The sequence below is a fragment of the Enterobacter sp. 5-4 genome, from assembly GCF_000612205.1.
Taxonomy (GTDB): Bacteria; Pseudomonadota; Gammaproteobacteria; order Enterobacterales; family Enterobacteriaceae; genus Enterobacter; species Enterobacter roggenkampii.
This window is the reverse complement of the sequence record NZ_JFHW01000007.1, coordinates 135307-158680: the sequence shown is the minus strand read 5'-3', so window position 1 is coordinate 158680 and position 23374 is coordinate 135307. Positions and strand designations below refer to the sequence as shown.

The window sequence follows — 23374 nt, the reverse complement described above, 5'->3', positions numbered from 1 at the left end:
CGAGGGGAAAAGGAAAATTGCCGCTTCCCCTGCTTTCTTGTACCCTTTCAGCGTTTACCCCAATCCCCTAAAAATCGAGACATCCGGACGCCTATGACTGCACATATTTCCAAAGATCCTTTGCATGGCGTAACGCTGGAGATGATGGTCAACGCCCTGGTGGCGAAATATGGCTGGAGCGAGTTGGGTGACCGCATCAAAATTAACTGTTTCAGAAAAGACCCCAGCGTTAAATCGAGCCTGAAATTTCTGCGCCGCACCCCGTGGGCGCGCGCGGAAGTTGAAGCCCTGTATCTGGACTCTCTCAGCGATGAGGGAAATACAGCGCAGGCGGCGCCCGCCTTTAATCCCTGGGCCAACAGCAGGATTATCAAGAGCTAATACGCAAATGACGCGACACGTAAAACGGATTGGTGCGCTGGCTGCCTGCGCGCTTTTACTTGTAAGCTGCTCCTCAACACCACCCAAATCACTGGTTACCCCTCTTCCCACCGTCAGTAAACCGACGCCGCAGGCAAACGCCCCGATGCGCGGCATCTGGCTGGCGACCGTCTCGCGTCTCGACTGGCCGCCGGTGGCCTCGGTGAATGGCCGCAGCGCGGACCAGCGCATCGCGATGCAAAAGCAGGCGCTGATCGCAAAGCTCGACAACCTTAAGCAGCTCGGCATCAACACGGTATTTTTCCAGGTGAAGCCGGACAGCACGGCCCTCTGGTCATCAAAGATTCTACCGTGGTCAGATATGCTGACCGGCAACATCGGTGAGTATCCGGGGTACGATCCGCTGCAGTTTATGCTCGATGAAGCGCACAAGCGCGGCATGAAGGTCCATGCCTGGTTTAACCCCTATCGCGTATCGACCAACACCAAACCGTCCACCATCGCCGCCCTGAACCGGACGTCATACCAGACGCCGTCCAGCGTTTATGTCCAGCATCCGGAATGGGTCCGCATCTCGGGTGACCGCTTTGTGCTCGACCCGGGCATTCCGGAGGTGCGCGACTGGATAACCAAAGTGGTCACCGAAGTGGTGGCGAACTACCCGGTAGACGGCGTGCAGTTTGATGATTACTTCTATGCCGAATCGCCGGGATCCGCGCTCAATGACGCGCAGAGCTGGCGGCAGTACGGCCAGGGGTTTGCCTCAAAAGCCGACTGGCGAAGACACAACACGCAGCAGCTGATTGTCCAGGTCTCCCGCGCGATCAAGCAGACAAAACCCAACGTGGAGTTTGGCGTCAGCCCGGCGGGCGTGTGGCGCAACCGCTCCTTTGACCCGGCAGGCTCCGACACCCGCGGCGCCGCGGCCTATGATGAATCCTACGCCGATACGCGTCAGTGGGTGCAGCAGGGCCTGCTGGACTACATCGCGCCGCAGATTTACTGGCCCTTCTCGCGGGATGCCGCGCGCTACGACGTGCTGACCAGATGGTGGGCCGACGTGGTGAAGCCGACCCACACTCGCCTGTATATCGGCATTGCGTTCTACAAGGTTGGCGAGCCGTCGAAAAAAGAGCCGGACTGGACGGTTCAGGGCGGCGTGCCGGAGCTGAAAAAGCAGCTCGATCTCAACGATTCGCTGCCCAACGTCAACGGCACCATCCTGTTCCGGGAAGATTACCTGAACCAGCCGCAGACCCAGCAGGCGGTAAACTATCTCCGTGGACGCTGGGGTAGCTAAGTCACGAGCAGGCAGAAACGCCCGTTTCTGCCGGTTTTTTACGGCTTCGGCCCGAACATCGCCTCGAGCTGCTGCGCATCCGGCATCCCCACCACCTGCTGCAGCTCGTTTTCCGCATTCAGATAGTAAATTGCGGGCGTGGCGTTAGCGCCCAGGCTGTCCATCAGCGCCTGATTTTTCTGTAGGATCGCAACCGTTTCGCGGGAAGCCTCGCCTTCAGGCTTGGGCAGTTTTTTGCCGCCGGAAAGCTCGTATTCGCGCCAGGCCGAAACCGGATCTTTCGCATTCAGTATGGCGGCGGCGTTGCGCCCGCTGTTGGGGTTGAGGAACGCCACCAGCAGCGTATTGAGCTGCACCTTACCGGCCTTGACCCAAGGCTGCGCCTCGGACCAGAACTGCTTGCAGTACGGACAGAACGGATCGGCAAAGACAAAGACCTTGCGCGGGGCGCTATCCGCCCCTTCCTTCAGGGGATGCGCCGCGTTGAGGTTCTTCCACATCTCGCGTCCCATCGGGGCGTAGATCTCTTTCTGGAAGTAGCCCTCGCTGAGGTTCTTCCCTTTGTCATCATAAAGATAACCTGAGATCACGTGCTTGCCGTCCGGCGTGAGAAAGAGCGTCACGCCCATATCCTGATACTGCCCCAGCCAGGCTGGCGCCCCGCCCGGCGCATCCAGCTTCTTGATGATGTTGATCTGCTGCTGCTCGCTGAACTGCTTCACCACATCCGGTATGGCTTCAGCCGCCTGTACCAGCCCTGACGTCGCCAGCGCCGAAAGTAACAGTAATTTTTTCATTTCCCTCTCCGGTTTATCGGGGGCATTACGCCCCCTTCAGGTTAGCGGTTTTTCAGTGCTTCACTGACCATTTCGTCGAATTGTTCGAACGGCACCCAGCCGGGAAGCAGCCCCTCGCCGATAAGCGTGGCGGGCGTGCCCTGGATCCCCATTTTTTCCGCCACAATGAGGCTGCGCCTGATCGTCAGAAAACTCTCCTCGTCCGGCGTCGTCACGCTCACGCCCGCCCGCTTTTGCGCCTCCTGAATGCTGGCGTCATCGTGGTACCCCTTTTTCGCCATCAGGGTGTGGTTCAGCTTCATAAACTGCTCAGGATGCGCACGCCAGACGGTTAACGCGTCTCGTGCGGCGGTCAGCGAACTTTCCGAGCGGAAAGGTAAAAACTTAAAGACCACCGCCACGTCCGGATGTTTTTCGACAATCTTCTCCAGGTACGGATCGAATTTTTTACAGTACGGGCAGTTGTAGTCGGTAAACACCACCAGGGTGAGCTTTGGGTTTTTCGCGCCGATGCGCGGGGAGTTTGGATCGTTAAACAGGAAATCAGCGATCGTCTTCTGCGCGCGCTGCTCCTGGTCCGGCGTCAGCGGCTGCGCGGCGAATACCTGAAGCGGGGCCAGCAGGAGCAGAAGCGTAATAAGGAATTTTTTCATGACACAGTTAGCCTTTTGCGTTGTTCAGGGTGGTGACCAGGGTGCGCTTGTCCAGCAGCGGCGAGAGGATCTCGCCATCAGGCAGGCCGGGGCCATACACCGCGTTAAACGGAATGGCGTAGCGGTTTCGCTTCGCCAGAAAATCCGCGATAAACGCGGACGGCTGGCTCCAGTCCCCGCGCAGGGCCACCACGTCCGGCTGGCGCAGCGCGGCAATCACGTCCGGCTGACTGAGTACGCGGTGCTCGTTAACTTTGCACGTCACGCACCAGTCCGCGGAGATATCCACAAACACCCGTTTCCCCTGCGCCAGCGCGTTCTCGATAGCCTCTTCACTGAGCGGCTGCCACGGGATAGTCTGCGCAACGCTTTGTGCCGGAGCGTCAGGCGGCGCGTTAAGCAGACCGCGCACCTGATACCCGCCGAACGCCGACAGCGCGATGACCACCACCCAGAACAGCGGCGAAGATTTTTGCCCCTTTAGCGCAAACAGCACCAGCGCGACGGCAGTCAGCCCCAGCATCACGATCTGGCTGACCGCCTCGCCCAGATGCACGCTCAACAGCGTCGCCAGCCAGAGGCTGGAGGTCAGCATCATCAGGCCAAGGATGACCCTGAGCGTGTTCATCCAGCGGCCGGGTTTCGGCAGCAGCATGGCCGCTTTCGGCACCAGGGCAACGAACAGCCACGGCAGGCTCATGCCCACGCCGAGCATCAGGAAGATCAGCCACAGGGCGTGCAGCGGCGCGCCAAGGGCAAAGGCGACCGCCGTACCGAGGAACGGCGCGGAGCACGGCGTTGCCAGCAGCGTGGCGAACATCCCTTCGCAGAAGCTGCCGCCAATCCCCGATCCCCCTGCCGTCGCCAGCCGTCCTGCGGCGGCAGAAGGGAGCAGCATCTCAAACGCCCCAAACAGGTTCAGCGCAAACAGGAAGGTCACGGCAACCATCAGGCCGATAAACCACGGGTTCTGGAACTGAATGCCCCACCCCAGCGACGCTCCGGCCAGCTTCAGCGCGGTGACCATCCCGGCCAGCAGCATAAAGGAGGAGAGGATCCCGGCGCTGGTGGCGAGGAAGCGCAGCCGGATGGCGCGCCTGTCCGATCCCGCCTGCAGGATGCTGTTAAGCTTCATGCCCATTACCGGCAGCACGCAGGGCATCAGGTTGAGGATCAGCCCGCCTAATAACGCAAAGAGCACCATTTTTCCCGTCCCGTCCGGCACGGAGGTCTCTTCGGGCGTTGCCCCAACGATCATGGTGGTTTGCTGCGCCCGATCGCCGTTGGTCAGCACAAACGACAGCCTTTTGCCTGCCAGCGAAGCGGGTTTATCGCCCCATTCGTCGGTCACGGGCACCGCCACCCGAAGCGCAGTGCCGTCGTGTTTAATGACCGGCTCGCCGGGCAGAATATCGCCCTCCAGCGGGTCAAAGTAGATCCCCGGATTATCCCATTTTCCGTCCGTCGTCCCCGTCACAACCAGGTTACCGTCAGAAAGCCAGGCGGAAAGATCCGACGACACACCTGATGAGTCCGGCACGGCGCGCATCGCTTGCTCGAAGGCGCTGCGGAAATCCTGATCCACCGGCTGGGTAAAATCGAGATGCAGCGGGTAGTCCGTCAGCAGGCAGACGTTGCTGCACGTGGAGAGCGTGAGCGTCCCGTCGAGCGTGTCGCCCTTCACCCCGTCGAGAACGATCGGGATAGTGACCTTATCGTGATAGCCCTGCGTCGTCATGCCGGAGATATCGAAACGCGACGGTACCGGCCAGGACCAGCTGTCCGTTACGCCGTCCGGCCAGCTGATTTTCGGGGCCACGCCGCCCTCGCCCGGCGATCGCCAGTAGGTTTTCCAGCCGGGCTTTAGCTCAACGGTGAGCAGGCCTTTAACGTGCGTTTGTTCCCTCTCCGCCTGAAAGCGGATGCGGGCGTGATCGTTTTGTGGGGAGACCAGCCAGCCAGTGTCCGCCGCATGGACAATGCCGATGCAGGACAGCCACAGGAAGACGAATCCCCTGAAGAGGTTAACCATGTTGTACTCCGTGAACAGTGAAAAATTATCGTGCGGTGACGATGTTTTTCATTCACGGAAAACGCAGTTTTTCAGATGTATTCGGGGAGGCGGTGCCTGAACGGGCTGTTCCGCCGGAGCCAGTGCCCGCCCTTGCGTAAACAGCTGCAGCAGCGCGAAGAAGATAATAATGGCCGGTAATGCACCGTCGAAGAACAGCGGCTGGGCGCAAAGCAGCGAGTGCGCGCCGAGCTGACACGGCGACGGGCCGGGTTGTTCAGTGTTGCTGGTTTGAACCGGGGCATCTGCACTCAGCGAAATCTGCGGATCCAGTCCCTGTAAAAAATGGTTGAGCATCACCGCACGCTGCACGAGGCAAAGCGCCATCGCGAGACAGGTGATAATCAAAAGCCATTTTCCGAGGAGCTGACGGTTGCGCATAACATTCCAGAGTGACAAGACGCCCCGATCATAAACGATAGTGATGAATCTACAAGTGCCGGAAGTGTAAGGTTTTGTCTGCCGCCGCTATTCGCCCGTCAGCGCGTCATAGACGTCCCGCAGCCGCGTGCGGAGAAACAGCACTGCCTTGTGCTTGCGGGATAGCAGCGCCTGTTCGCTGGCGCCGGTCTCCTCTGCCAGCATTTTAATGCTGTAGCCGTGGAGCTCGGTCTTTTCAAACGCCTCCCGCTGCGGCGGTGGAAGTTCAGACAGCGCCTGGCCCAGCTCTTCCCACAGCAGCGTTTTGAGGTACTCCTCCTCCGGCGTGTGCGGTACGCCGAACAGGGTTTCGGCCAGCTCGTCTTCCGGATAACCGTCGTCATCTTCGCCCGTAAAATAGCCGGAGAGCGACACCTCGCGCTTTTTACGCGCCCGGTCGGTCATTTCGTTACGCGCCGCGCGGAACAGCCAGGCGGCGACGTTTTCGACCGGCTGCTCCACTTTCATCAGCTGATACGTCACTTCCTGCAAAATGTCGTCGGCATCATCGCGCACGGACGTCCGTCCGCGAATGAAGGCTTTCAGCCGGGCGCGACAGGCGTTTAGCGCCGACATCAGCATGGATCCGCCCGCCTCCCCGGCTTTCATCTCGCTCACTCTGCTTCCGGCGCTTTTGGCGTGGCTTCATCGCGCTTATCGTCACGATGACCGTGCCAGCCGCAGTGGCCGCGTCCATGGCGACCGAATCCTTCACGGCGCTGCTGAATAAACGCCTCACGCTGTTCGGGCGTCATATTCATCCAGCGCTCGTGCATCCGGCGGTGCGCGCCAAACATTCCGGGGCGGAAACCCAGCCCGCCAAACAGAATGCGGCTCAGCACCAGAATGCCCAGCGCCTGCCAGAATCCGATGGCCTTCACGCCCAGGATCGCCGGGAGCAAGGCGTTCCACAGGGACATCACCAGCAGGCCGAGCACGATGAAAATCACCGCGCCGATGATTAAACCTTTGCCCATACGGTGGCGACCAAATCCGCGCCCGTGACCTCTGCCGTGCAGTTCAAAATCTCTCATGGTGTTTACCTCGTTTACAGTAATTGATTATGGCGTGTGATGAGGTAGACGGATGAGGGAGGGAAATATTGCTTGGGTGAATGACAAAATTTTGCGTGATCTCTATTGGCATACTCGATGCGCACTGCTAACCGTTTCAGCTCATGTACGGAAAGCCTGAGGAGGATGGCTCGATGGAAATACTGAGAAGATGACTCGGGGGATTGTGCGAAAGAACTGACGCTGCTGCTGGGGCGGTTTAAAGCTTGGATTGCGGTGATCCATCTTAAGATTTCAGCTTTAACCACACAACTAAAAGCCCCACGGAGGGGTACAAAGACACAAAAACTGAAAATTGTTCTCCCAGCCTATTTTGCGCACTTGATGGGGAGGTTTTAATAGATGCGTATTATAGCGATTGGCACAATAGAAACCATTTTTTGTGACTAGCGTCACCACATGCACTTTAAACAATGGAACTATAGTTTTTGGGCGTTTTTTGCTAATGTTTTTCTTGGTAAATTAACGAGATTCATCACAAACATGATTATAACTCTTTAAGGAGATGGCCATGGCTGTAGGAACAATGACAATTCGAAAATTGATCCAAGCAGTAGCTGAGGGAGAAATCCGAATACCTGCTTTTCAACGTGATTTCGTCTGGGAACCAGATAGAGTTCAGTTTCTAATGGATAGCCTTTATAAAAAATATCCAGTTGGGACGCTTTTGCTATGGCGTACCAAAGAGAAACTCGAACACGATAGAATGCTAGGCCCTTATAAACTCCCTGACCCGAAAAAAGATTATCCTATCGAGTATGTTCTTGATGGGCAACAACGAATTACATCAATCTTCTCTGTCTTTCAAACAGAATTAGTAAAAGAGCCTAACAATAACATCAATTGGCTAGATATATATTTTGACATTGATGCAAATAAAGATGTCCAAGATTCCCAATTCATTGCCTTGCAACCCCAAGAAGTAAAAGATAATCATATACCACTCAATATATTATTTGACGTAAAAAATTACGGAACATTTGTTCGTAATTACCCGAAGCAAGAAAGGATTGCGGAAATAGATAGATTACAAGCCGCATTTCAAGAGGTTCAACTTCCGACTGAAATAGTAGAAATAACAGACCATTCCAGCATTGCCATAATTTTTGAACGAGTCAATCGAGGCGGAGTTCCATTAGATACTTATCAACTATTGTCAGCATGGACTTGGAGTGGGGATTTTGATCTGCGTGCTAAATTTGACGAGTTAGGTGATGATTTAGACGATCATGGATATAAAGAACTGGCTGAAGAACCTGACTTACTGCTGAAATGCTGTGCTGCTGTGATAAAAGACGATGCTTCTGCAAAATCAATTGTTGAACTAAATGGTACAGAGGTACGTACCCAGTTCGAAATTTTTAAACGAGGATTGTTAGGTGCTGTTGATTTCCTTAAACGAGACTGTTTGGTCGTTTCATTTAAAAACTTACCATATAAATCTATGTTAATTCCCTTGACCAAATGCTTTGCTACAGCCAAGCCTGCTGGTTTCCACCCTAATGCGGCGCAAAGATCTGCTCTAGTGAAATGGTTCTGGCATAGTTGTTTCTCAAGAAGGTATTCAAACAGCGTTGATACGGCTGTAAAAAATGATATAACTGCAGTTAAAAACCTCCTCAACAACGACTTAAGCGATTTTGCGAATCGTTTAATTAACGTTACCCCAGATTTTTTTATTGAAAACACATTCTCAATTAATTCCGTTAATACAAAGACATTTGTACTAATGCTTGCTAACAAGAGACCAAAATCATTTATATCTGGAGCTAACGTTGACTTAAACTCAGTGCTGATTTCTTGTAATAAAAGAGAGTATCATCATATATTCCCAAAAGACTATCTCGAAAAAACTTATAATTACACAGATAAAACTGACATCTTCCCGCTTGCCAACTTCGCTTTTTTAACCAAAACTGACAATGCTTCAATTCAAAACTCAGCACCTAACATATATGAGTCAAGAATCAATGCAGGTATGAAAAATGCAATTCTCGGAACACATTTCATTCCTAATAATGGGTTAAAGTTGGATTATAAAGATTTTGTGTTAGAGAGAGCTAAACTACTCGCTGATGAAGCGAATAGACTCTCAAATTAACTAACCCTCCTCGGTCATTCTATGGCCGGGGATTAAATAGTACTAACCTTTCTAATACGGCCCATTCCGATAATCATTTTACTTGTGTTCGATACCCTCATCCCTAGTGCTCATACCAATCCAATAATAAAACTTACTTACACGCTGAATTTTTAAACTAATGTCATTACATGCATCCTTCAATCCATAGTTTTGGACCGAGCCCCGAGACATTGCAGCACCGTCTTTGATGGCATTTGACGACTTCTACTAAAACATAAAGTTTTATTTAGCGGAGACATCCATTCAAAAGCGCGAGTTAAAAGGCCCCCTCAGGAGCCTCCATCATAAAATCAAGCCTGCACCGGCAACCTAAAACTCGAAATACTCCGCGAAAGCTGCTGCGCCTGCTCTTCCAGCGAGGCCGCTGCCGCGGCGGACTGCTGCACCAGCGCGGCGTTCTGCTGGGTGACGCCATCCATCTCGGTCACCGCCTGCCCGACCTGGCCGATCCCGCGGCTCTGCTCTTCAGAGGCGACGGAGATCTGCTCCATCAGCGTATTCACTTTATTCACCGACGAAATGATCGCGTCAATCACCTCGCCCGAGCGGCTGACCAGCTCCGCACCGTTTTTCACGCTGGAGACCGACTGCGCGATCAGGCTTTCGATGTCCTTGGCCGCCACTGCGCTTTTCTGCGCGAGGGTGCGTACTTCGCTGGCCACGACCGCAAAGCCGCGGCCCTGGGTACCGGCGCGCGCCGCTTCAACCGCCGCGTTCAGTGCCAGGATGTTGGTCTGGAAGGCAATGCTGTTAATCACGCTGGTGATGTCTTCAATGCGCTTCGAGTTCGCCGCGATGGTATTCATCGTGTCGATGACTTCACGGGTTACCGCTTCACCGGTGTGGGCATTTTTCACCGCGTCCTGCACCAGCTTCCCGGCCTGATACACATTATCGGTATTGTTCGCCACCGTCGCGCTCAGCTCTTCCATGCTGGCCGCCGTCTGGGTTAACGCCGAAGCCTGCTGCTCGGTGCGTGACGCCAGGTCGATATTCCCGGAGGCAATCTCCTGGGCGGCGTGCGTCACGGTATGACTCGCATCGCGCACCTGGGCGATGGTCGCCAGCAGCGCCTGACGCATCTGCTCCATCGAGCCCATCAGATGGTCGATTTCGTTACCTGCCCCCCCCTTCACCGGCACCGGAATGTCCAGCTTGCCTGCCGCAATCTGGCTGCAGTGCTCGCGCGCCAGGTTGATCGGCGCAAAGACAAAGCGCTTCATCAGCAGACTAACGGCGATAATCACCACCACAAACAGGCTGGCGATAGCAGCAACGATCGCCAGGCCGGAGACGAAGCTACTGCTCGCATCTTCGTTCAGGCTTTTGGCGTATTTCTGGTGGACGGAAAGCACCTGGTCGAGAACGATCTCGTACTGGCGGTCGAGGCGGGAGACTTCCGGGATGAGCGCGTTAAATTTGGCGACATCGTGCGCCTCGGCGGCATCGATCAGCGGCGCCAGCCCCTGGTTGCGGTAGTTCTGCCAGGCGTCCTGATAGGCAGTGACCAGCGACGCTTCATCGCTCAGGCGCGGCGACGCCATAAAGGCTGCAAAGGCGTGGTCCGCTTTGGTCAGCGCCTCTTTCACGGCGGTAAGCTTTGCAGCGCCGTCCGCCGCGTTGCCCGCTTCCACCATCTTCACATACTCCATCACCCGCACGCGCAGCGTACGGCTGTGGTTGATGGGGTCAATAATGGACAGCACAACCTGGATCTCTTTGTTGACGTTATCCAGGGAATTATTACTTTTAATGATGATGCCAACGCTGGTGACGGTGCTGATAACAAAGAAGAAAAGCAGCGAGAACAGGACAATCAGGGACGACTTTTTCAACGACATAAACCAATACCTCAAGGAGAATTATTCCTTATGGTTATCGGCCATTCCAAAACTTAAATTAATTAAAGTTATTGAAGTATCGAACCGGGCTATTTCGCTGACTTATAGCGTCGCTGCAGGGTGGCATTGAGCTTGCGCTGCAACGGCTGCGGCGTCTCGCCCTCGATTAATTTGCTAATCAAATCAAAGCAGTGCCACGCCAGTTGGCGGTTATCCTGACGAATGGTATCCACCGGGATCGTCAGCGAATCGTAGAGATAGTGATCGTCAAAACTGGCTAACCTGATATCGCTCTGCAGCAGGTTATGTTGGCCCATGTAGCGCAGCACCCCTTCCAGCAGCCCGCAGGCGGCGGCGAAGAGCGCTTTCGGCGGACGCCCCAGGCGGGCGCAGAGTTCAGCAAACATCTCGTAACCGGAGCTCGGGTGATAGTTGCCGTGAATGATCCACTCGGGGCGCAGCGCCACGCCGGCCTCTCGCAGGCCTTGCTTAAAGCCTTCAAGACGATCGCGCGTCGGGGATAAACGGGGCTGGCCGCCGAGGAAGTAGAATTCATCCGGATGCTGGCGCGCAATATCCGCCACCAGTTCGGTCGTCGGGGTGATGGAATCGGTGATCACCAGCGGCAGCGCGCTGTCGTTGATGTGACGGTCAAACAGAACCACCGGCAGCTGCTCGCTCAGCTTATGGTAGTCCGCGTCGTTGAGCATGCTGGAGGCCACAATCAGCCCGTCCACCTGACGCGCCACCATGTTGTTCACCACCACCGTCTCCTGCCCCGGGTTTTCATCGCTGCAGGAGATCAGCAGCTGCACGCCCGCCTCGCGGCACAGCGTTTCCAGCTCGTGCGAAAAGACGGCAAAACCGTAGTTGGTGATCTCCGGGACCACCAGACCAATGGTGTGGCTGCGGTTATCGCGCAGCGACCGGGCGTGAATGCTGGGCTGATAGTGGTGCTCTTTTGCAATTGCCAGCACGCGCTCGCGCGTCTCTTCCGCCACGCGAAGCTCTTTGCTGCGGCCGTTCAGAACCAGGCTGGCGGTGGCTTTTGACACCCCCGCCAGCTCCGCGATGTCTTTAATGGTGACGCGTTTTGTTTTTCTCACAACGACTTAGATCCGGCTGCCAAAACCCTCATTCTATCATGCAGGCGCGCAGCGACCAGTAGCGTAATGTGATATCGGACGCACCTTCGAATCGCACCCGAGCCGGATGGTCAGGAAAATAGCGGCTGCTCATCACCCCTTCGCCGTGGTTAATGAAGATTTCGACGCTGGAGCGGTCGCACAGGACGCGCAAATGACGGACGTCGCCCTGCCAGTAGCGGGTCAGCGTTTCACCGGTTTTCAGGCTCGCGCGTTCAAGACGTATACCCTGCTCATCGACCATGAGACGCAGCGCGCCGCCAAAATCGACATTCACCTGCGATGCGCTCAGCTCAAACTCCAGGCGCGTCGCGTCCAGTTCGGGCGCGTCGCTGGCGCGCCCCTGCCAGTGCTGCTCATCTTCACGCAGCGCCGCCTGCTCGCGCGCCGGGGTCTGCCAGAGCCTGCCGTCGCGGAAGCGCAATTCTCGCGGGCAGGTCATCTGGTGCATCCAGCCGTGCGCCCGCGTGGGCTGAAGCATCTCTTCCCCGTCCGGTACGCCCATCCAGCCAATCAGGATGCGGCGTCCATCTTCCGCCAGCGTGGTTTGCGGGGCGTAGAATTCAAAGCCCGCGTCCAGCTCGTGCAGCTCGCCGTGATCGAACGTCGCGCGGGCATAGTCAAACGCCCCGCTCATCCAGGTAGCCGGATAGGTATTGAGGTAGCGATGCGGCTCGCGCGCCAGCCCCTGCGGGCAGCAGATCAGGACGTGCGTCCCGTCGAGATCAAACAGGTCCGGACACTCCCACATATAGCCCGCGTCCGTCAGGCCGTTAACCCCGTGACCGGCGATCTCCCCGCAGGATGTCCAGGCGTGCAAATCGGCTGATTTAAAGAGCAGCACCTTGCCGCGCTTCTGCACATCCTGCGCGCCGAGCACCATGTACCAGTCCCCGTCGTGCCGCCACACTTTCGGGTCGCGCACGTGGCCGGTGTAGCCTTCCGGCAGCGCCAGCACCGGCCCCAGCTTCGTAAAGGTCCCGTCCGGCTGCTCCACGGCCAGGCACTGCCAGGCGGTGCGGCTGCCGTCATCGAACTTGACGTTGCCGGTGTAGCACAGGGTCAGTACGCCCTGGTTATCGACGGCGCTACCGGAGTAGCAGCCGTTGCGGTCATACGCTTCGTCGGGCGTCAGCGCCAGCGGCTCATGCTGCCAGTGCACCAGGTCCGCAGAACTCCAGTGCCCCCAGCACTTAAAGCGGTGCTCGCAGTCCAGCGGGTTCCACTGATAGAACAGGTGATAGCGGCCAGCAAACCAGATAAACCCGTTCGGGTCGTTCATCAGCCCCGTCACCGGCGCGGCGTGCCATTGCGGATAATGGCTGTCCGCCAGCGCCCGCGGCTGACCTGTCATAACGGCCTGCAGGATCGCAGGCCAGCGGGAAGGTAACGTCATTATTCAGAGTCCGTTTTATATTTCAGCAGCAGTGAGACGGTAAACGCCACGCCGAAGGCAATCACCATGCCGATAATATAGTTCAGCAGCGAGCTGGCCTGCACGATGGCCATGCCCGGAATCGCGGTCAGCCCGACAGCGGTCATGTACACGTGCACGGAGACCACCCAGGCCCCGCCCACCGCGCCGCCAATCAGCGCAGCGATAAACGGCTTAACGAAGCGCAGGTTGATACCAAAAATGGCCGCTTCGGTGATGCCCAGCATCGCAGAAAACGCCGACGGCAGGGTAATGGCTTTGATTTTGGCATCTTTGGTTTTGAACCACACCGCCAGACAGGCGCCGCCCTGCGCCACGTTCGCCATGGCCCAGATCGGCAGCAGGAAGTTAACGCCAATCGACGGATTCCCCAGCAGCCCGGCTTCAATCGCGTGGAAGCTGTGATGAATACCAGTGATCACAATCACCGAGTAAAGTCCGCCGAACAGCAGCCCGGCGAGCCAGCCCGCGTGGGCGATCAGCGTGCTCAGAATAAAGGAGATACCGTCCCCCAGAGCGCGCCCCGCTGGGCCGATAATCAGCAAGGCGATAAAGCCGGAGATAACCACGGTGAGGAACGGCGTCAGGATCAGGTCTAACGCATCCGGGATCGCGCGGCGCAGGTTTTTCTCGACGATGCTCATAAACCAGACGGCCAGCAGCACCGGGAATACCGTACCCTGATAGCCAATCATCGCGATCTCAAGGCCGAAGAAGTTCATGGTGTGGAAGCCCGACGCCACGCCCCAGGCGTTGGTCAGCGCCGGGTGGGTCAGAATCCCACCCAGCGTCGCGCCGAGGTACGGGTTACCGCCAAATTCGCGCGCGGCGGTAAAGCCAATCAGAATAGGCAGAATGATAAACGCCGCCGAGCTGCACATGTCCAGCATGATGTAGAGGGCGTTATCCGCATTGACCCAGCCGTAGGTTTTCACCATGCCGAGCAGGCCCATCAGCAGACCGGACGCCACAATCGCGGGAATGATCGGCACAAAGATGTTGGAGAGTAAGCGGGCAATGCGCTGGAACGGGTTCAGCTTGCGCGCCGCCAGATCCGCGGCTTCCGATTTGCTGGATTCGCTAATTCCCGCCGCCTGAATAAATGCGGCGTACACCTTGTTGACCACGCCCGTGCCAAAAATCACCTGCATCTGCCCGGCGTTACGGAAGCAACCTTTTACGCCGTCGACCTTGCCGATGGCCTGCTGATCCGCCAGCGCGTCATCAACCAGCACCAGACGAAGACGCGTTGCGCAGTGCGCCGCGCTGGCGATGTTTTCCTTGCCACCGAGCAGCGGAATAAGCTCGCGGGCGATTTGATTAAAATCCATAAATACCTCTGCCTGACTTATTTTTATGATGTGCGAAACGCTCCCGCCAGACGGGAGCGTGATGGGTTAAAACCAGGTTTCCATCTGGACCCCAAAGTTCCATTCCCCGCCGGCGTTGAAGCCGCTGCTGCCAAAGGCATCATCGCTGGCGTAATTATCCAGTTTGCTGCTCCAGTCCATCCAGGTGGCAAACAGGCGCAGTTCCGGACGGCTGAAGAAATCGCCGATTTTGCTCGCTTTTAACGTCGGCGCAAAGGTCAGCTTGTAGAAACTGCCGTTCACGGCGTTACGGTCCTTATAGCCCTCCGGGTTTAAATCCATGTACTGGTAGCTTCCCTCAAACGCCAGCGCGAAATTCTGGGTGACCTCTTTGATCAGGCGGGTATTGAGCGTTACCCACTCATAGCTATCGCCCTTGACGTAGCGATCTTTACTGCTCTGTGCCAGAACGGCGGGCGCAACGCTCCAGCCACCGCCGATCGGCGTGACACCGTAACTTGCGAAGCGCCAGGTATCCGCCTCAGACAGCAGCGCGCCGTCGGAGCCGATGCTTTTCACTTCCGCACCCAGCCCGTGACCGTACAGCAGCGCCGTTTTGGCGGTCCCTTCGCGCAGACCGTAGAAGCTCTCATTATGCAAGCCCACCAGGGCATGAACGCCCGTATTGGCGGCGTCAGTTTTGATGAGATCGCCGTTAGTGTCTTTACGGTCGTCGTTATCCTTCGCCCGCAGGCCGCTCACCATCAGCTGGAACGGGCCGGCGAAGTGGTTCATGCTGAGGATATAGTTCTGAACGTTGTTGTCGGTCTGCTCCACGCTGCCGAAGTTGCGGCCGTAAATGGAGAAGTTGCTGCGCAGCGAATCGTTCCACTTCACGTCGTAAACGCCGCCGCCGGTACCGGCCAGGAACACCACGTCGGAATCCAGCCAGTGGATATCAAAGTTGTCCCGGTCGAAGCGTTTACCCGCCCAGAAGGTGCTGCCCTTCAGCGCGCCGGTAAAATCAGGCAGGTTGCCCAGTTCCGCGAAGGCCTGACGAATATTGAGATCGCTGGTATCGGCTGACCAGTCGTTATAGGTTCTCTGACCGTCGGCCAGCATCGCCTTGAAGCGCGTGGTCGCCCCGTTATCCAGGGTTTGCTTGTGCTCCAGGTTCAGCTCGACGTAGGTATCTGCTTCGTTACCCAGACGCCCTACCGCACCGCCGGTTTCACCGGCTGGGGTCAGGTAAGGCCCGCTTTTGCTGCTGGAGGCGGCATCGTTCATCAGCAGGCCAGAGCGGGCATAGCCGTGGAACTCAAACCCGCCGGTCTGATCCGCCTTCTTCTCCAGCGCGGTGGTGCGCTGCGCCACCTCCTGGGTTGTCGTTTGCGCCTGCTGCTGAGCGGCAACCAGCTGCTGCGTTTTTTGTTCTGCTGCCGCAGCGCGCTTCTCAGCCACCTGCGCGCGCGTTTCCGCGTCCTGAAGGCGCTGCTCCATCGCGGCAAGACGCGCTTCAATACTGGACATATCCGTCTGGGCAAAAACAGAGGTACTTCCGGCCAGCATGCCTATCATCACGGCAAGTCTGCGTTTTTTATACATTTTGTCGCATCCCTAAAAGAAGTCATTAAACGTGCTAAATTGCTAAACCGGTTTAGGTTGCTGATACTAAACCTGTGAATTTTGGATCGGCAATCTTTTTTGCTAAACCGATTTAGTAAGTGTGATCGAGGCGACAATTCAGGCCGCCGGATGGCGGCCAGGAGAGGAGAAATTACAGGTCGTGCTGCCAGGGCAACGCGGTCATCGCCCCTTTGGCGGTGGTGGCCAGCGCGCCGCAGCGCTGGGCGAGCGCGATAACCGGCGTCAGGTCCTGTCCGGCGGCCAGCCCGTAGAGCAGCCCCGCCACAAAGGCATCGCCCGCACCGGTCGTATCGACGCACTGCACAGGCGTTGCCGGGTAGTGTTTTACGCTACCTTCATGCCACGCGGTTACCCCCACTTTTCCCTGGGTAACCAGCACCAGACGCGCCGGGCAGCGCTGCATCAGCACCTCCAGACCAACGTTGACCTCCGCGCTGCCGGTGAAAAAGGCCAGCTCTTCTACCGAAAGTTTCACCACGTCGGCGCTTTGCAGGGCCTGCTCCAGGCAGCCATGCAGTGCGTTCTCATCCGGCCAGAGGTCCGGGCGAATATTGGGGTCGAAGCTGACGTAACCGCCCGCCTCACGAATGGCGGCCATCGCCTGAAACGTCGCAGTACGGCTCGGCTCGGCGCTTAAGGCGATGGAGCAGACGTGCAGCCACTCCCCGGCGCTGAACGTCGGCAGGTCGTCGGGTTCGAGAAACAGATCGGCGCTCGGGCGCACCATGAAGGTAAACGAGCGCTCGCCGTGGTCGTCGAGATCGACCACCACCGTTGAGGTGCGGTGTGCCGGGTCAAGACGCATCCACTTAACGTCGACCCGCTCGTCTGAGAGCGTTTTCGCCATAAAGCGCCCGAAAGGATCGTCGCCAACCCTGCCGATAAAGGCGCTCTGGCCGCCCAGCCGGGCAATACCGACCGCGACGTTCGCCGGCGCGCCGCCGGGACACTGCAGTAATCGACCTTCTCCATCCGGCAGCAAATCCACTACCGCATCGCCAAGTACCCAGATTTTCTTCATGTGATCCTCGTAGCTAAACTATGTTAAACCGTTTTAGCTATTTAAGCACAGGCTAGGCAAAGGGGAAATAACGGGAGGGAAAATTGGCTTACCGCACCAGATGCGGCCAGTGGATATCGCCGACGCCATTAAGCTGCGGCCGGGCAAACAGGAATCCCTGAAAGCGGCGGATCCCGGCCGATTCGAGCCAGCACCACTCCTCAATTTTCTCGATGCCTTCGGCCACCAGGGTGATTTCAAGATCGGAGCAGCAGCTGATGATGGAGCGCACAATCGCCTGTTTTGGGCCGCTCAGGTGGATGTTGCTGACAATCTCACGGTCGATTTTAATTTTGTCCGGCTGGAAGCGGGTCAGCAGCGAAAGCCCGGCATAGCCCGAGCCAAAATCATCGATCGCCAGGCCAATCCCCTCGCCGCGAAGCTGCTTGATGGCGCTGTTAAACTGGTTGAGCCCGGAGATCATCTCGTTTTCAGTGACTTCAATGACCACCTGCTCCGGCTGAAGGCCATGTTTTTTAATCTGATCGACCAGAAATTCCACCGCGCCAGGGACATTCACCAGCGACATGGGCAGCAGGTTGACGGCGATTTTATGGCTACCAATGCCCAGCTTTTCCGCCAGCGCAAAGGCATAGGCTTTTGTCTGGAGATCGACTTCGTAGACGTTGTCCGGGTCGACGGTGCTGAAGAAATGCTCCGGGCTGCCGCCGTCGTTGCCGCGGATAAGCGCCTCAAGGGAGCTGATTTTCCCTTCCGAGGGCTCGACAATAGGCTGCAGCGCAAACTGACAGGTTTGCCCGGCAATCAGGCCCAGATGTTCGCCAAAGGGTAGCGCTTCGGTCGAGAGCGTCCATTTGTCCGCGGTGTAGCGTGCCCCCGACGGGGCCGGACGTTTACCGGTTATAAAGGTCTGAATAAATTTGAACACCCGATCGTCGGAGGTCAGATAGCTGTCCAGCTTGCTGTAGCGCAGCACCGACTGCAGCACCTCTTTCGGCGACTGCGTTTGCAGGTCGAACAGCAGCATACCGACGTTTTCGAAGCGTCTGCGCGGACCATAGTCCCGCAGCAGTTCTATTACCCCGCTGTGCCGCTTGTCCTCGCGGATTTTATGGAACAGTTTGACCACACTCTCTTCCGACCCTTCGAGGATCTGCAGAACGTCGTTGCCTTTAGCAAGGAGGACGCCGGTAATGTCCAGTTTTACGTTGCGGCCCCTGGCGCGCTCCACCAGCTCCCGCAGTTCGGTGGACGGGCGGGATAAATTCAAGTGGCTTCGGTAGATCAGCGTCGTCAGCACAAAAAGGGGTTCCAGTGATAAAGAGAGGTGCCTTGAAGCTACTATGTAACATACTTAATCAATGCGACCTAACATATTCACGCCACAAGGGAACATTACTTTTTCTGGTCCCCGATCCGGCTGTTAATCCTCTCCTGCATATAGTCGTAGAACGGGTTCGAGGTGACCCGCATAAGCGCCTCTTTCCCGACGCTCAACACGGACGTCTCTCCCCACAGCGCAATCGTCCCCAGGCTGATACCGTAGCGGTTTTTCACCCCAGGTTCGCGACCATAGAGATCGTCATCCGGCGGGAACGGCACCGCAACGTGCGACAGGGAATAAACATCCTGCGGCCAGGACTGGGCAAGCGGCACGACCGTCTCCTGCGTGCTGCCTGCCGGGGTTATTTTCGCCACCGTCGAGAAACTGTGCTCGCTGGCATTGGTGATAATCGTGACACTGTAACGTCTCTGCGCGACCGGTAGCAGCGCCGTGGTGGCCGTCCAGGACGACGGTTTAAAGAGCGGACGGAAGCTCGCCGCCTGGTTGATATCAAACACTACCAGCTCGCTGCCGTTTGCCGGAAGCTGGTCAAACAGGCCGCTGACCACCGCGCGGGTACTGACCGTGGAGTCCATCACCGACTGGAACGCCAGCACCGGCGGCAAATTCGCCAGCCTGTTTTCCCGCGCCTCACGGCCAATCTGCTCCTGCAGGGCCTTTGTCAGCAGCCACGACTGGCGGGCGGCGTTCACCGGGAACGAGTTGTATTTATACGGATTATATTCCGGGGAGATATTCAGCCAGGCCGCTTTGGCAAACGGCGGCAACAGCGCCGGTAGCCCGGCGAATCCGGCGAACCGCGCAAAGGACGTCACGCCGATCATCGGTGAGAGCAGGATCATCTGCTGAGGCTTACGCAGCGCAGGGTCTTCCAGCGCATCGAGGGCATACTTCATCGCCAGCGCCCCGCCGTTGGAGTAGCCCACCAGATGCAGCGGCACGTTATTCCCCGTCAGACGCGTGGCTTCCCGCACGGCAAGCCGCGTCGCTGCCAGCCACATTTCCCAGTCCACGTCCGTCAGCGCGCCGGGCGCGGTGCCGTGTCCGGGAAGACGCGGGACCACGGCCACAAAGCCGTGCTGCTGATAGTTCACGGCAAGGTGCCTGACGCTGTAAGGCGAGTCGGTCAGGCCGTGCAGAAGCACCACCGCGCCGCGCGGCTTCCCGGCTGGCATCAGCACAAAGGAGCGGTTGGCATCGGGGGCAAACTGGCCGGGCCACACCAGGCTCTGGCGGTAGTAGCGGTTTAACGGGGTTTGATCCTCGCCCGCTGTTTTCGCCGTCACCGCGTTATCCAGATCGGTGAAAATCGCCTTTTCACGGGCGAGGTACCCGGCAAAATCGGCGTTATCCAGCTCGCGAACGGACATCTCATCTCCCCGCCAGGTGTGCCACGGGTGCAGTTCCGGCCCCTGCTGCGAGAGATAGACCCGCACCGCCAGCAGGACGACTAGGACGATCCCCACGACCATCCCTGTTTTCTTTGCAAGCGCCACCAGGCGCACGCTGACTCGCCAGGGCCAATTCGCCATGCCGGGATCCCTTTTATGTTCACTGTCTTTCTATCTTATCAAAAATGTGAACGGGCTGACGTATTCACCAAATTCATCCCTGCCAGGTCAGCCAGTGCACCAAAAGTGAACTACGCTGCACAAATGTTGATCATTGGTTAACCAAATATTGCATGAAGTTTACTGCGCAGCGGGTTTTCGCCCTTCTGTGAACATGGCACGCGTCATGCATTGTTAACCCGGTAACACATATTCAGCTTTTGACAGCCTGTTAACAGCGAGGCGGTATGACGACGAAACCCGAGATGTTAAGCCGTATCGAGGCGACCTTCAGCCAGCTCACGCCCAGCGAAAAGCGGGTCGGAAGCTGGCTGCTGGCGCACGCCGCGCAAATCCCGTTTGAAACGGCGGAGAGCGTCGGGCTGGCAAGCGGGACCAGCGGGATCACCGTCGGACGCTTCCTGCGCAAGCTGGGATATCGCAACCTGGAAGATGCCAAAAAGAGCCTGCGCGATCCGTATCAGCCCTGGGGCATGAACGAGCGCCTCGACTCCTGGCAGCAGCAGCGCCCCCTGCCCAACCGCCTTCAGCACGCCCTGTCGCTGGAAGTGGACGCCATCACGCAGGTGTATCAGCTGGCGCAAACGGACGCCTTCCGCCAGGTAGTGCACCATCTGGCCCACGCGGACGCGGTCTTTGTGCTGGGGATCCAGTCCACGCGCGGGATCGCCAACGCCTTCTTCAGCCACCTTGAATACCTCCGCCCGCGGGTGAGCTATGCCGAAGGCGCTTCCGGCAGCTGGGTGGAATCCCTTAACTCCGGGTTTGCGCACCCTTATGTCGTGCTGACCGATACGCGCACCTACTCCACGATGGCCCGCCAGTACTGCCGCGTCGCGAGCGAGAAAGGCATTCCGCTGGCCTTAATCACCGACATCTGGTGCCCGTGGGCGCGGGATTACCCGATGGATTTACTGCAGGTGAAAACCGATACCGGTCATTTCTGGGATTCACTTGCCCCTGTGAGCTGTTTGTTCAACCTGCTGCTGTCGGGCGTGGTGGAAGCGCTGGGCGATGCGCTCCCGGCGCGCCTGGCAGTAAACCGACAATTACAACAAGAGTTTGGTCAATTCGAACGCTAAAGGAGCGGAGCTATGCCCGTAGAGAGTGAACTGATTGATGTGGCGAAGACGTTCCCCACGCTGCATATCGATCTGAAGTACGCCACCGCCGACAATATTACCGGCCGCCCAATTTACCAGGAGGCGCTGTGCCTGCTGCATACCGACGCGGCCACCGCGCTGGCAAAAGCCATCAGCATTGCCACGCTGGCCGGACTGAAGCTGGTGGTTTACGACGCCTATCGGCCGCAGCAGGCGCAGGCCCAGCTGTGGGAGGCCTGCCCGAACCCGGAATATGTTGTCGACGTGGCGATTGGCTCCAACCACAGTCGCGGCACGGCCATCGACGTGACCCTGATGGACGAGCATAACGCCGTGCTGGATATGGGCGCCGGTTTTGACGAAATGCATGACCGCTCGCATCCGTATCACCCTTCCGTGCCGCCCCACGCCCAGCGCAACCGTCTGCTGTTGAACGCCATCATGTTCGGCGGCGGTTTTGTCGGGATCGGCAGCGAATGGTGGCACTTCGAACTGCCGAACGCCGCCAGCTACCCGCTGCTTGATGACCGTTTTGCCTGTTTTCCCCTGACGCACACCCCTCTTTAAACCTGGAGCACTGCCATGAAAACATCGCTTCTCTCGACCGTCATTGCCGCCACGCTGGCTCTGAGTGCACCGCTGGCGCTGGCTGCCGTCCCGAAAGACATGCTGGCGATCGGTAAAGCCGCCGACCCGCAAACACTCGACCCTGCCATCACCATCGATAACAACGACTGGACCGTCACCTATCCGTCCTACCAGCGTCTGGTCAAGTACAAGCCCGGCTCAACCGAGGTGGAAGGCGATCTGTCGACGGGCTGGAAAGCCTCCGACGACCAGAAAGAGTGGACCTTCACCCTGGCGGATAACGCCAAATTCTCCGACGGCACGCCGGTCACCGCCGAGGCGGTCAAACTCTCCTTCGAACGCCTGCTGAAGCTCAGCCAGGGGCCGTCTGAAGCCTTTCCAAAAGATCTGAAAATTGATGCCGTTGATGAGCACACGGTGAAATTCACCCTCAGCCAGCCGTTCGCGCCTTTCCTCTACACCCTGGCGAACGACGGCGCCTCCATCATTAACCCGACGGTGCTGAAGGCCAATGCCGCGGACGACGCGCGCGGCTTTCTGGCGCAAAACACCGCTGGCTCCGGGCCGTTTATGTTGAAGAGCTGGCAGAAAGGCCAGCAGCTGATTCTGGTGCCAAACCCGCACTGGTCGGGCGACAAGCCGCACTTCAAGCGCGTCTCGGTGAAAATTATCGGTGAGAGCGCGTCGCGCCGTCTGCAGCTTTCCCGCGGCGATCTGGACATTGCCGACTCCCTGCCGGTCGATCAGCTGTCGGCCCTGAAGCAGGAAGGCAAAGTCGCCGTCGCCGAATACCCGTCTCTGCGCGTGACCTACCTCTACCTCAACAACAGCAAAGCGCCGCTCAATCAGGTGGATTTACGCCGCGCGGTCTCCTGGGCGACGGACTATGAGGGGATGGTGAAAGGCATTCTGAGCGGCAACGGCAAGCAGATGCGCGGCCCGATCCCGGAAGGCATGTGGGGCTTTGACGCCACGGCCATGCAGTACAGCTTCGACGAAGCCAAAGCTAAAGCAGCCCTGGAGAAGGTCAAAGACAAGCCCGCCAGCCTGACCTTCCTCTACTCGGACAACGATCCAAACTGGGAGCCTATCGCCCTTTCGACTCAGGCCAGCCTCGGCAAGATCGGCATTAACGTCAAGCTGGAGAAACTGGCCAACGCCACCATGCGAGACCGCGTCGGCAAAGGCGATTACGACATCGCCATCGGCAACTGGAGCCCGGATTTTGCCGACCCGTACATGTTTATGAACTACTGGTTCGAATCGGACAAGAAAGGTCTGCCGGGCAACCGTTCGTTCTATGAGAACAAAGAGGTCGATTCCCTGCTGCAGGCCGCGCTGAAAACCACGGACCAGGCGGAACGCACTAAAGATTACCAGCAGGCGCAGAAAGTGGTTATCGACGAGGCGGCCTACGTTTATCTGTTCCAGAAGAACTACCAGCTGGCGATGAACAAAGAGGTCAAAGGCTTCACCTTTAATCCGATGCTCGAGCAGGTGTTTAACATCGCCACCATGAGCAAGTAACCG

Annotated in this window: 20 protein-coding genes; 6 read left to right on the top strand and 14 right to left on the bottom strand. The window is 57.5% G+C overall.

Features of this window, described 5'->3' with window-relative positions:
• The first annotated feature begins 93 nt into the window (after nucleotides 1–93).
• Complete coding sequence (locus AA74_RS0103310) at nucleotides 94–381, top strand: VF530 family DNA-binding protein (RefSeq protein ID WP_008501679.1); 288 nt, start codon at nucleotides 94–96, stop codon at nucleotides 379–381.
• 7 nt (nucleotides 382–388) lie between these two features.
• Nucleotides 389–1681: a glycoside hydrolase family 10 protein gene (locus tag AA74_RS0103305; RefSeq protein ID WP_025911049.1), complete on the top strand. Its 1293-nt coding sequence runs from the start codon at nucleotides 389–391 to the stop codon at nucleotides 1679–1681.
• 38 nt (nucleotides 1682–1719) lie between these two features.
• Here AA74_RS0103305 and dsbG read toward each other — a convergent pair whose 3' ends face one another.
• The 6 genes from dsbG to AA74_RS0103275 form a co-directional block, all read right to left on the bottom strand.
• Nucleotides 1720–2478: a thiol:disulfide interchange protein DsbG gene (gene dsbG / locus AA74_RS0103300; protein ID WP_023292371.1), complete on the bottom strand. Its 759-nt coding sequence runs from the start codon at nucleotides 2476–2478 to the stop codon at nucleotides 1720–1722.
• A 41-nt stretch (nucleotides 2479–2519) separates the two neighbouring features.
• Nucleotides 2520–3131 (bottom strand): DsbA family protein, encoded by a 612-nt coding sequence (locus tag AA74_RS0103295; protein WP_023292370.1) that lies wholly within the window; start codon nucleotides 3129–3131, stop codon nucleotides 2520–2522.
• A 7-nt stretch (nucleotides 3132–3138) separates the two neighbouring features.
• Complete coding sequence (locus tag AA74_RS0103290) at nucleotides 3139–5163, bottom strand: protein-disulfide reductase DsbD (protein WP_025911046.1); 2025 nt, start codon at nucleotides 5161–5163, stop codon at nucleotides 3139–3141.
• A 48-nt stretch (nucleotides 5164–5211) separates the two neighbouring features.
• Nucleotides 5212–5583: a hypothetical protein gene (locus AA74_RS0103285; protein ID WP_025911044.1), complete on the bottom strand. Its 372-nt coding sequence runs from the start codon at nucleotides 5581–5583 to the stop codon at nucleotides 5212–5214.
• A gap of 87 nt (nucleotides 5584–5670) precedes the next feature.
• Nucleotides 5671–6231 carry an RNA polymerase sigma factor gene (locus AA74_RS0103280; protein ID WP_045410249.1) on the bottom strand — a complete coding sequence of 187 codons (561 nt, stop codon included), beginning with the start codon at nucleotides 6229–6231 and terminating at the stop codon, nucleotides 5671–5673.
• Nucleotides 6232–6236: 5 nt separating this feature from the next.
• Nucleotides 6237–6656 (bottom strand): hypothetical protein, encoded by a 420-nt coding sequence (locus AA74_RS0103275; protein ID WP_008501687.1) that lies wholly within the window; start codon nucleotides 6654–6656, stop codon nucleotides 6237–6239.
• A 550-nt stretch (nucleotides 6657–7206) separates the two neighbouring features.
• Between AA74_RS0103275 and AA74_RS0103270 the strand changes: the two genes are divergently transcribed.
• Complete coding sequence (locus AA74_RS0103270; protein WP_025911040.1) at nucleotides 7207–8796, top strand: DUF262 domain-containing protein; 1590 nt, start codon at nucleotides 7207–7209, stop codon at nucleotides 8794–8796.
• A 332-nt stretch (nucleotides 8797–9128) separates the two neighbouring features.
• Here the strand turns inward: AA74_RS0103270 and AA74_RS0103265 are convergent, their stop codons facing one another.
• The 8 genes from AA74_RS0103265 to AA74_RS0103230 form a co-directional block, all read right to left on the bottom strand.
• A complete protein-coding gene (locus tag AA74_RS0103265) occupies nucleotides 9129–10679 on the bottom strand; it encodes a methyl-accepting chemotaxis protein (RefSeq protein ID WP_025911038.1) in 1551 nt (516 codons plus the stop codon).
• 89 nt (nucleotides 10680–10768) lie between these two features.
• Entirely contained in the window at nucleotides 10769–11785 is a 1017-nt protein-coding gene (locus AA74_RS0103260) for a LacI family DNA-binding transcriptional regulator (protein ID WP_023344186.1), read from the bottom strand.
• A 28-nt stretch (nucleotides 11786–11813) separates the two neighbouring features.
• Nucleotides 11814–13220: a sucrose-6-phosphate hydrolase gene (locus AA74_RS0103255; RefSeq protein ID WP_025911035.1), complete on the bottom strand. Its 1407-nt coding sequence runs from the start codon at nucleotides 13218–13220 to the stop codon at nucleotides 11814–11816.
• Complete coding sequence (locus AA74_RS0103250; RefSeq protein ID WP_008501693.1) at nucleotides 13220–14590, bottom strand: sucrose-specific PTS transporter subunit IIBC; 1371 nt, start codon at nucleotides 14588–14590, stop codon at nucleotides 13220–13222. Before AA74_RS0103250 ends, AA74_RS0103255 begins: the two co-directional genes overlap by 1 nt.
• 66 nt (nucleotides 14591–14656) lie before the next feature.
• Nucleotides 14657–16174, bottom strand: a complete 1518-nt coding sequence (locus AA74_RS0103245) for a carbohydrate porin (RefSeq protein ID WP_025911032.1) — start codon at nucleotides 16172–16174, stop codon at nucleotides 14657–14659.
• 172 nt (nucleotides 16175–16346) lie between these two features.
• Nucleotides 16347–17237, bottom strand: coding sequence for an aminoimidazole riboside kinase (locus AA74_RS0103240; protein WP_025911030.1), 891 nt, complete (start codon nucleotides 17235–17237; stop codon nucleotides 16347–16349).
• 88 nt (nucleotides 17238–17325) lie between these two features.
• Nucleotides 17326–18537, bottom strand: a complete 1212-nt coding sequence (locus AA74_RS0103235) for a diguanylate phosphodiesterase (protein ID WP_025911029.1) — start codon at nucleotides 18535–18537, stop codon at nucleotides 17326–17328.
• 95 nt (nucleotides 18538–18632) lie between these two features.
• Entirely contained in the window at nucleotides 18633–20114 is a 1482-nt protein-coding gene (locus tag AA74_RS0103230; RefSeq protein ID WP_025911026.1) for a carboxylesterase, read from the bottom strand.
• Nucleotides 20115–20380: 266 nt separating this feature from the next.
• On the opposite strand from AA74_RS0103230, the gene AA74_RS0103225 reads away from it, so the two are divergent.
• Genes AA74_RS0103225 through AA74_RS0103215 form a run of 3 tightly spaced genes read left to right on the top strand, consistent with a single transcriptional unit; the run spans nucleotide 20381 to nucleotide 23371 of the window.
• Nucleotides 20381–21235: a MurR/RpiR family transcriptional regulator gene (locus AA74_RS0103225; RefSeq protein WP_023327526.1), complete on the top strand. Its 855-nt coding sequence runs from the start codon at nucleotides 20381–20383 to the stop codon at nucleotides 21233–21235.
• A gap of 12 nt (nucleotides 21236–21247) precedes the next feature.
• Nucleotides 21248–21823: a D-alanyl-D-alanine dipeptidase gene (gene ddpX / locus AA74_RS0103220; protein WP_025911023.1), complete on the top strand. Its 576-nt coding sequence runs from the start codon at nucleotides 21248–21250 to the stop codon at nucleotides 21821–21823.
• Between the two features lie 15 nt (nucleotides 21824–21838).
• A complete protein-coding gene (locus AA74_RS0103215) occupies nucleotides 21839–23371 on the top strand; it encodes an ABC transporter substrate-binding protein (protein ID WP_025911021.1) in 1533 nt (510 codons plus the stop codon).
• The last annotated feature ends 3 nt before the right edge of the window (nucleotides 23372–23374 follow it).

Excerpts from the sequence above, each read along its gene's own strand:
- AA74_RS0103275 (WP_008501687.1), bottom strand. The coding sequence starts at position 6,656 with ATGAGAGATTTTGAACTGCACGGCAGAGGTCACGGGCGCGGATTTGGT.
- AA74_RS0103285 (WP_025911044.1), bottom strand. The coding sequence starts at position 5,583 with ATGCGCAACCGTCAGCTCCTCGGAAAATGGCTTTTGATTATCACCTGT.
- AA74_RS0103295 (WP_023292370.1), bottom strand. The coding sequence starts at position 3,131 with ATGAAAAAATTCCTTATTACGCTTCTGCTCCTGCTGGCCCCGCTTCAG.
- AA74_RS0103250 (WP_008501693.1), bottom strand. The coding sequence starts at position 14,590 with ATGGATTTTAATCAAATCGCCCGCGAGCTTATTCCGCTGCTCGGTGGC.
- AA74_RS0103310 (WP_008501679.1), top strand. The coding sequence starts at position 94 with ATGACTGCACATATTTCCAAAGATCCTTTGCATGGCGTAACGCTGGAG.
- AA74_RS0103280 (WP_045410249.1), bottom strand. The coding sequence starts at position 6,231 with ATGAAAGCCGGGGAGGCGGGCGGATCCATGCTGATGTCGGCGCTAAAC.
- AA74_RS0103215 (WP_025911021.1), top strand. The coding sequence starts at position 21,839 with ATGAAAACATCGCTTCTCTCGACCGTCATTGCCGCCACGCTGGCTCTG.
- AA74_RS0103240 (WP_025911030.1), bottom strand. The coding sequence starts at position 17,237 with ATGAAGAAAATCTGGGTACTTGGCGATGCGGTAGTGGATTTGCTGCCG.
- AA74_RS0103245 (WP_025911032.1), bottom strand. The coding sequence starts at position 16,174 with ATGTATAAAAAACGCAGACTTGCCGTGATGATAGGCATGCTGGCCGGA.
- dsbG (WP_023292371.1), bottom strand. The coding sequence starts at position 2,478 with ATGAAAAAATTACTGTTACTTTCGGCGCTGGCGACGTCAGGGCTGGTA.
- AA74_RS0103230 (WP_025911026.1), bottom strand. The coding sequence starts at position 20,114 with ATGGCGAATTGGCCCTGGCGAGTCAGCGTGCGCCTGGTGGCGCTTGCA.
- AA74_RS0103305 (WP_025911049.1), top strand. The coding sequence starts at position 389 with ATGACGCGACACGTAAAACGGATTGGTGCGCTGGCTGCCTGCGCGCTT.
- AA74_RS0103265 (WP_025911038.1), bottom strand. The coding sequence starts at position 10,679 with ATGTCGTTGAAAAAGTCGTCCCTGATTGTCCTGTTCTCGCTGCTTTTC.
- ddpX (WP_025911023.1), top strand. The coding sequence starts at position 21,248 with ATGCCCGTAGAGAGTGAACTGATTGATGTGGCGAAGACGTTCCCCACG.
- AA74_RS0103225 (WP_023327526.1), top strand. The coding sequence starts at position 20,381 with ATGACGACGAAACCCGAGATGTTAAGCCGTATCGAGGCGACCTTCAGC.
- AA74_RS0103270 (WP_025911040.1), top strand. The coding sequence starts at position 7,207 with ATGGCTGTAGGAACAATGACAATTCGAAAATTGATCCAAGCAGTAGCT.
- AA74_RS0103290 (WP_025911046.1), bottom strand. The coding sequence starts at position 5,163 with ATGGTTAACCTCTTCAGGGGATTCGTCTTCCTGTGGCTGTCCTGCATC.
- AA74_RS0103255 (WP_025911035.1), bottom strand. The coding sequence starts at position 13,220 with ATGACGTTACCTTCCCGCTGGCCTGCGATCCTGCAGGCCGTTATGACA.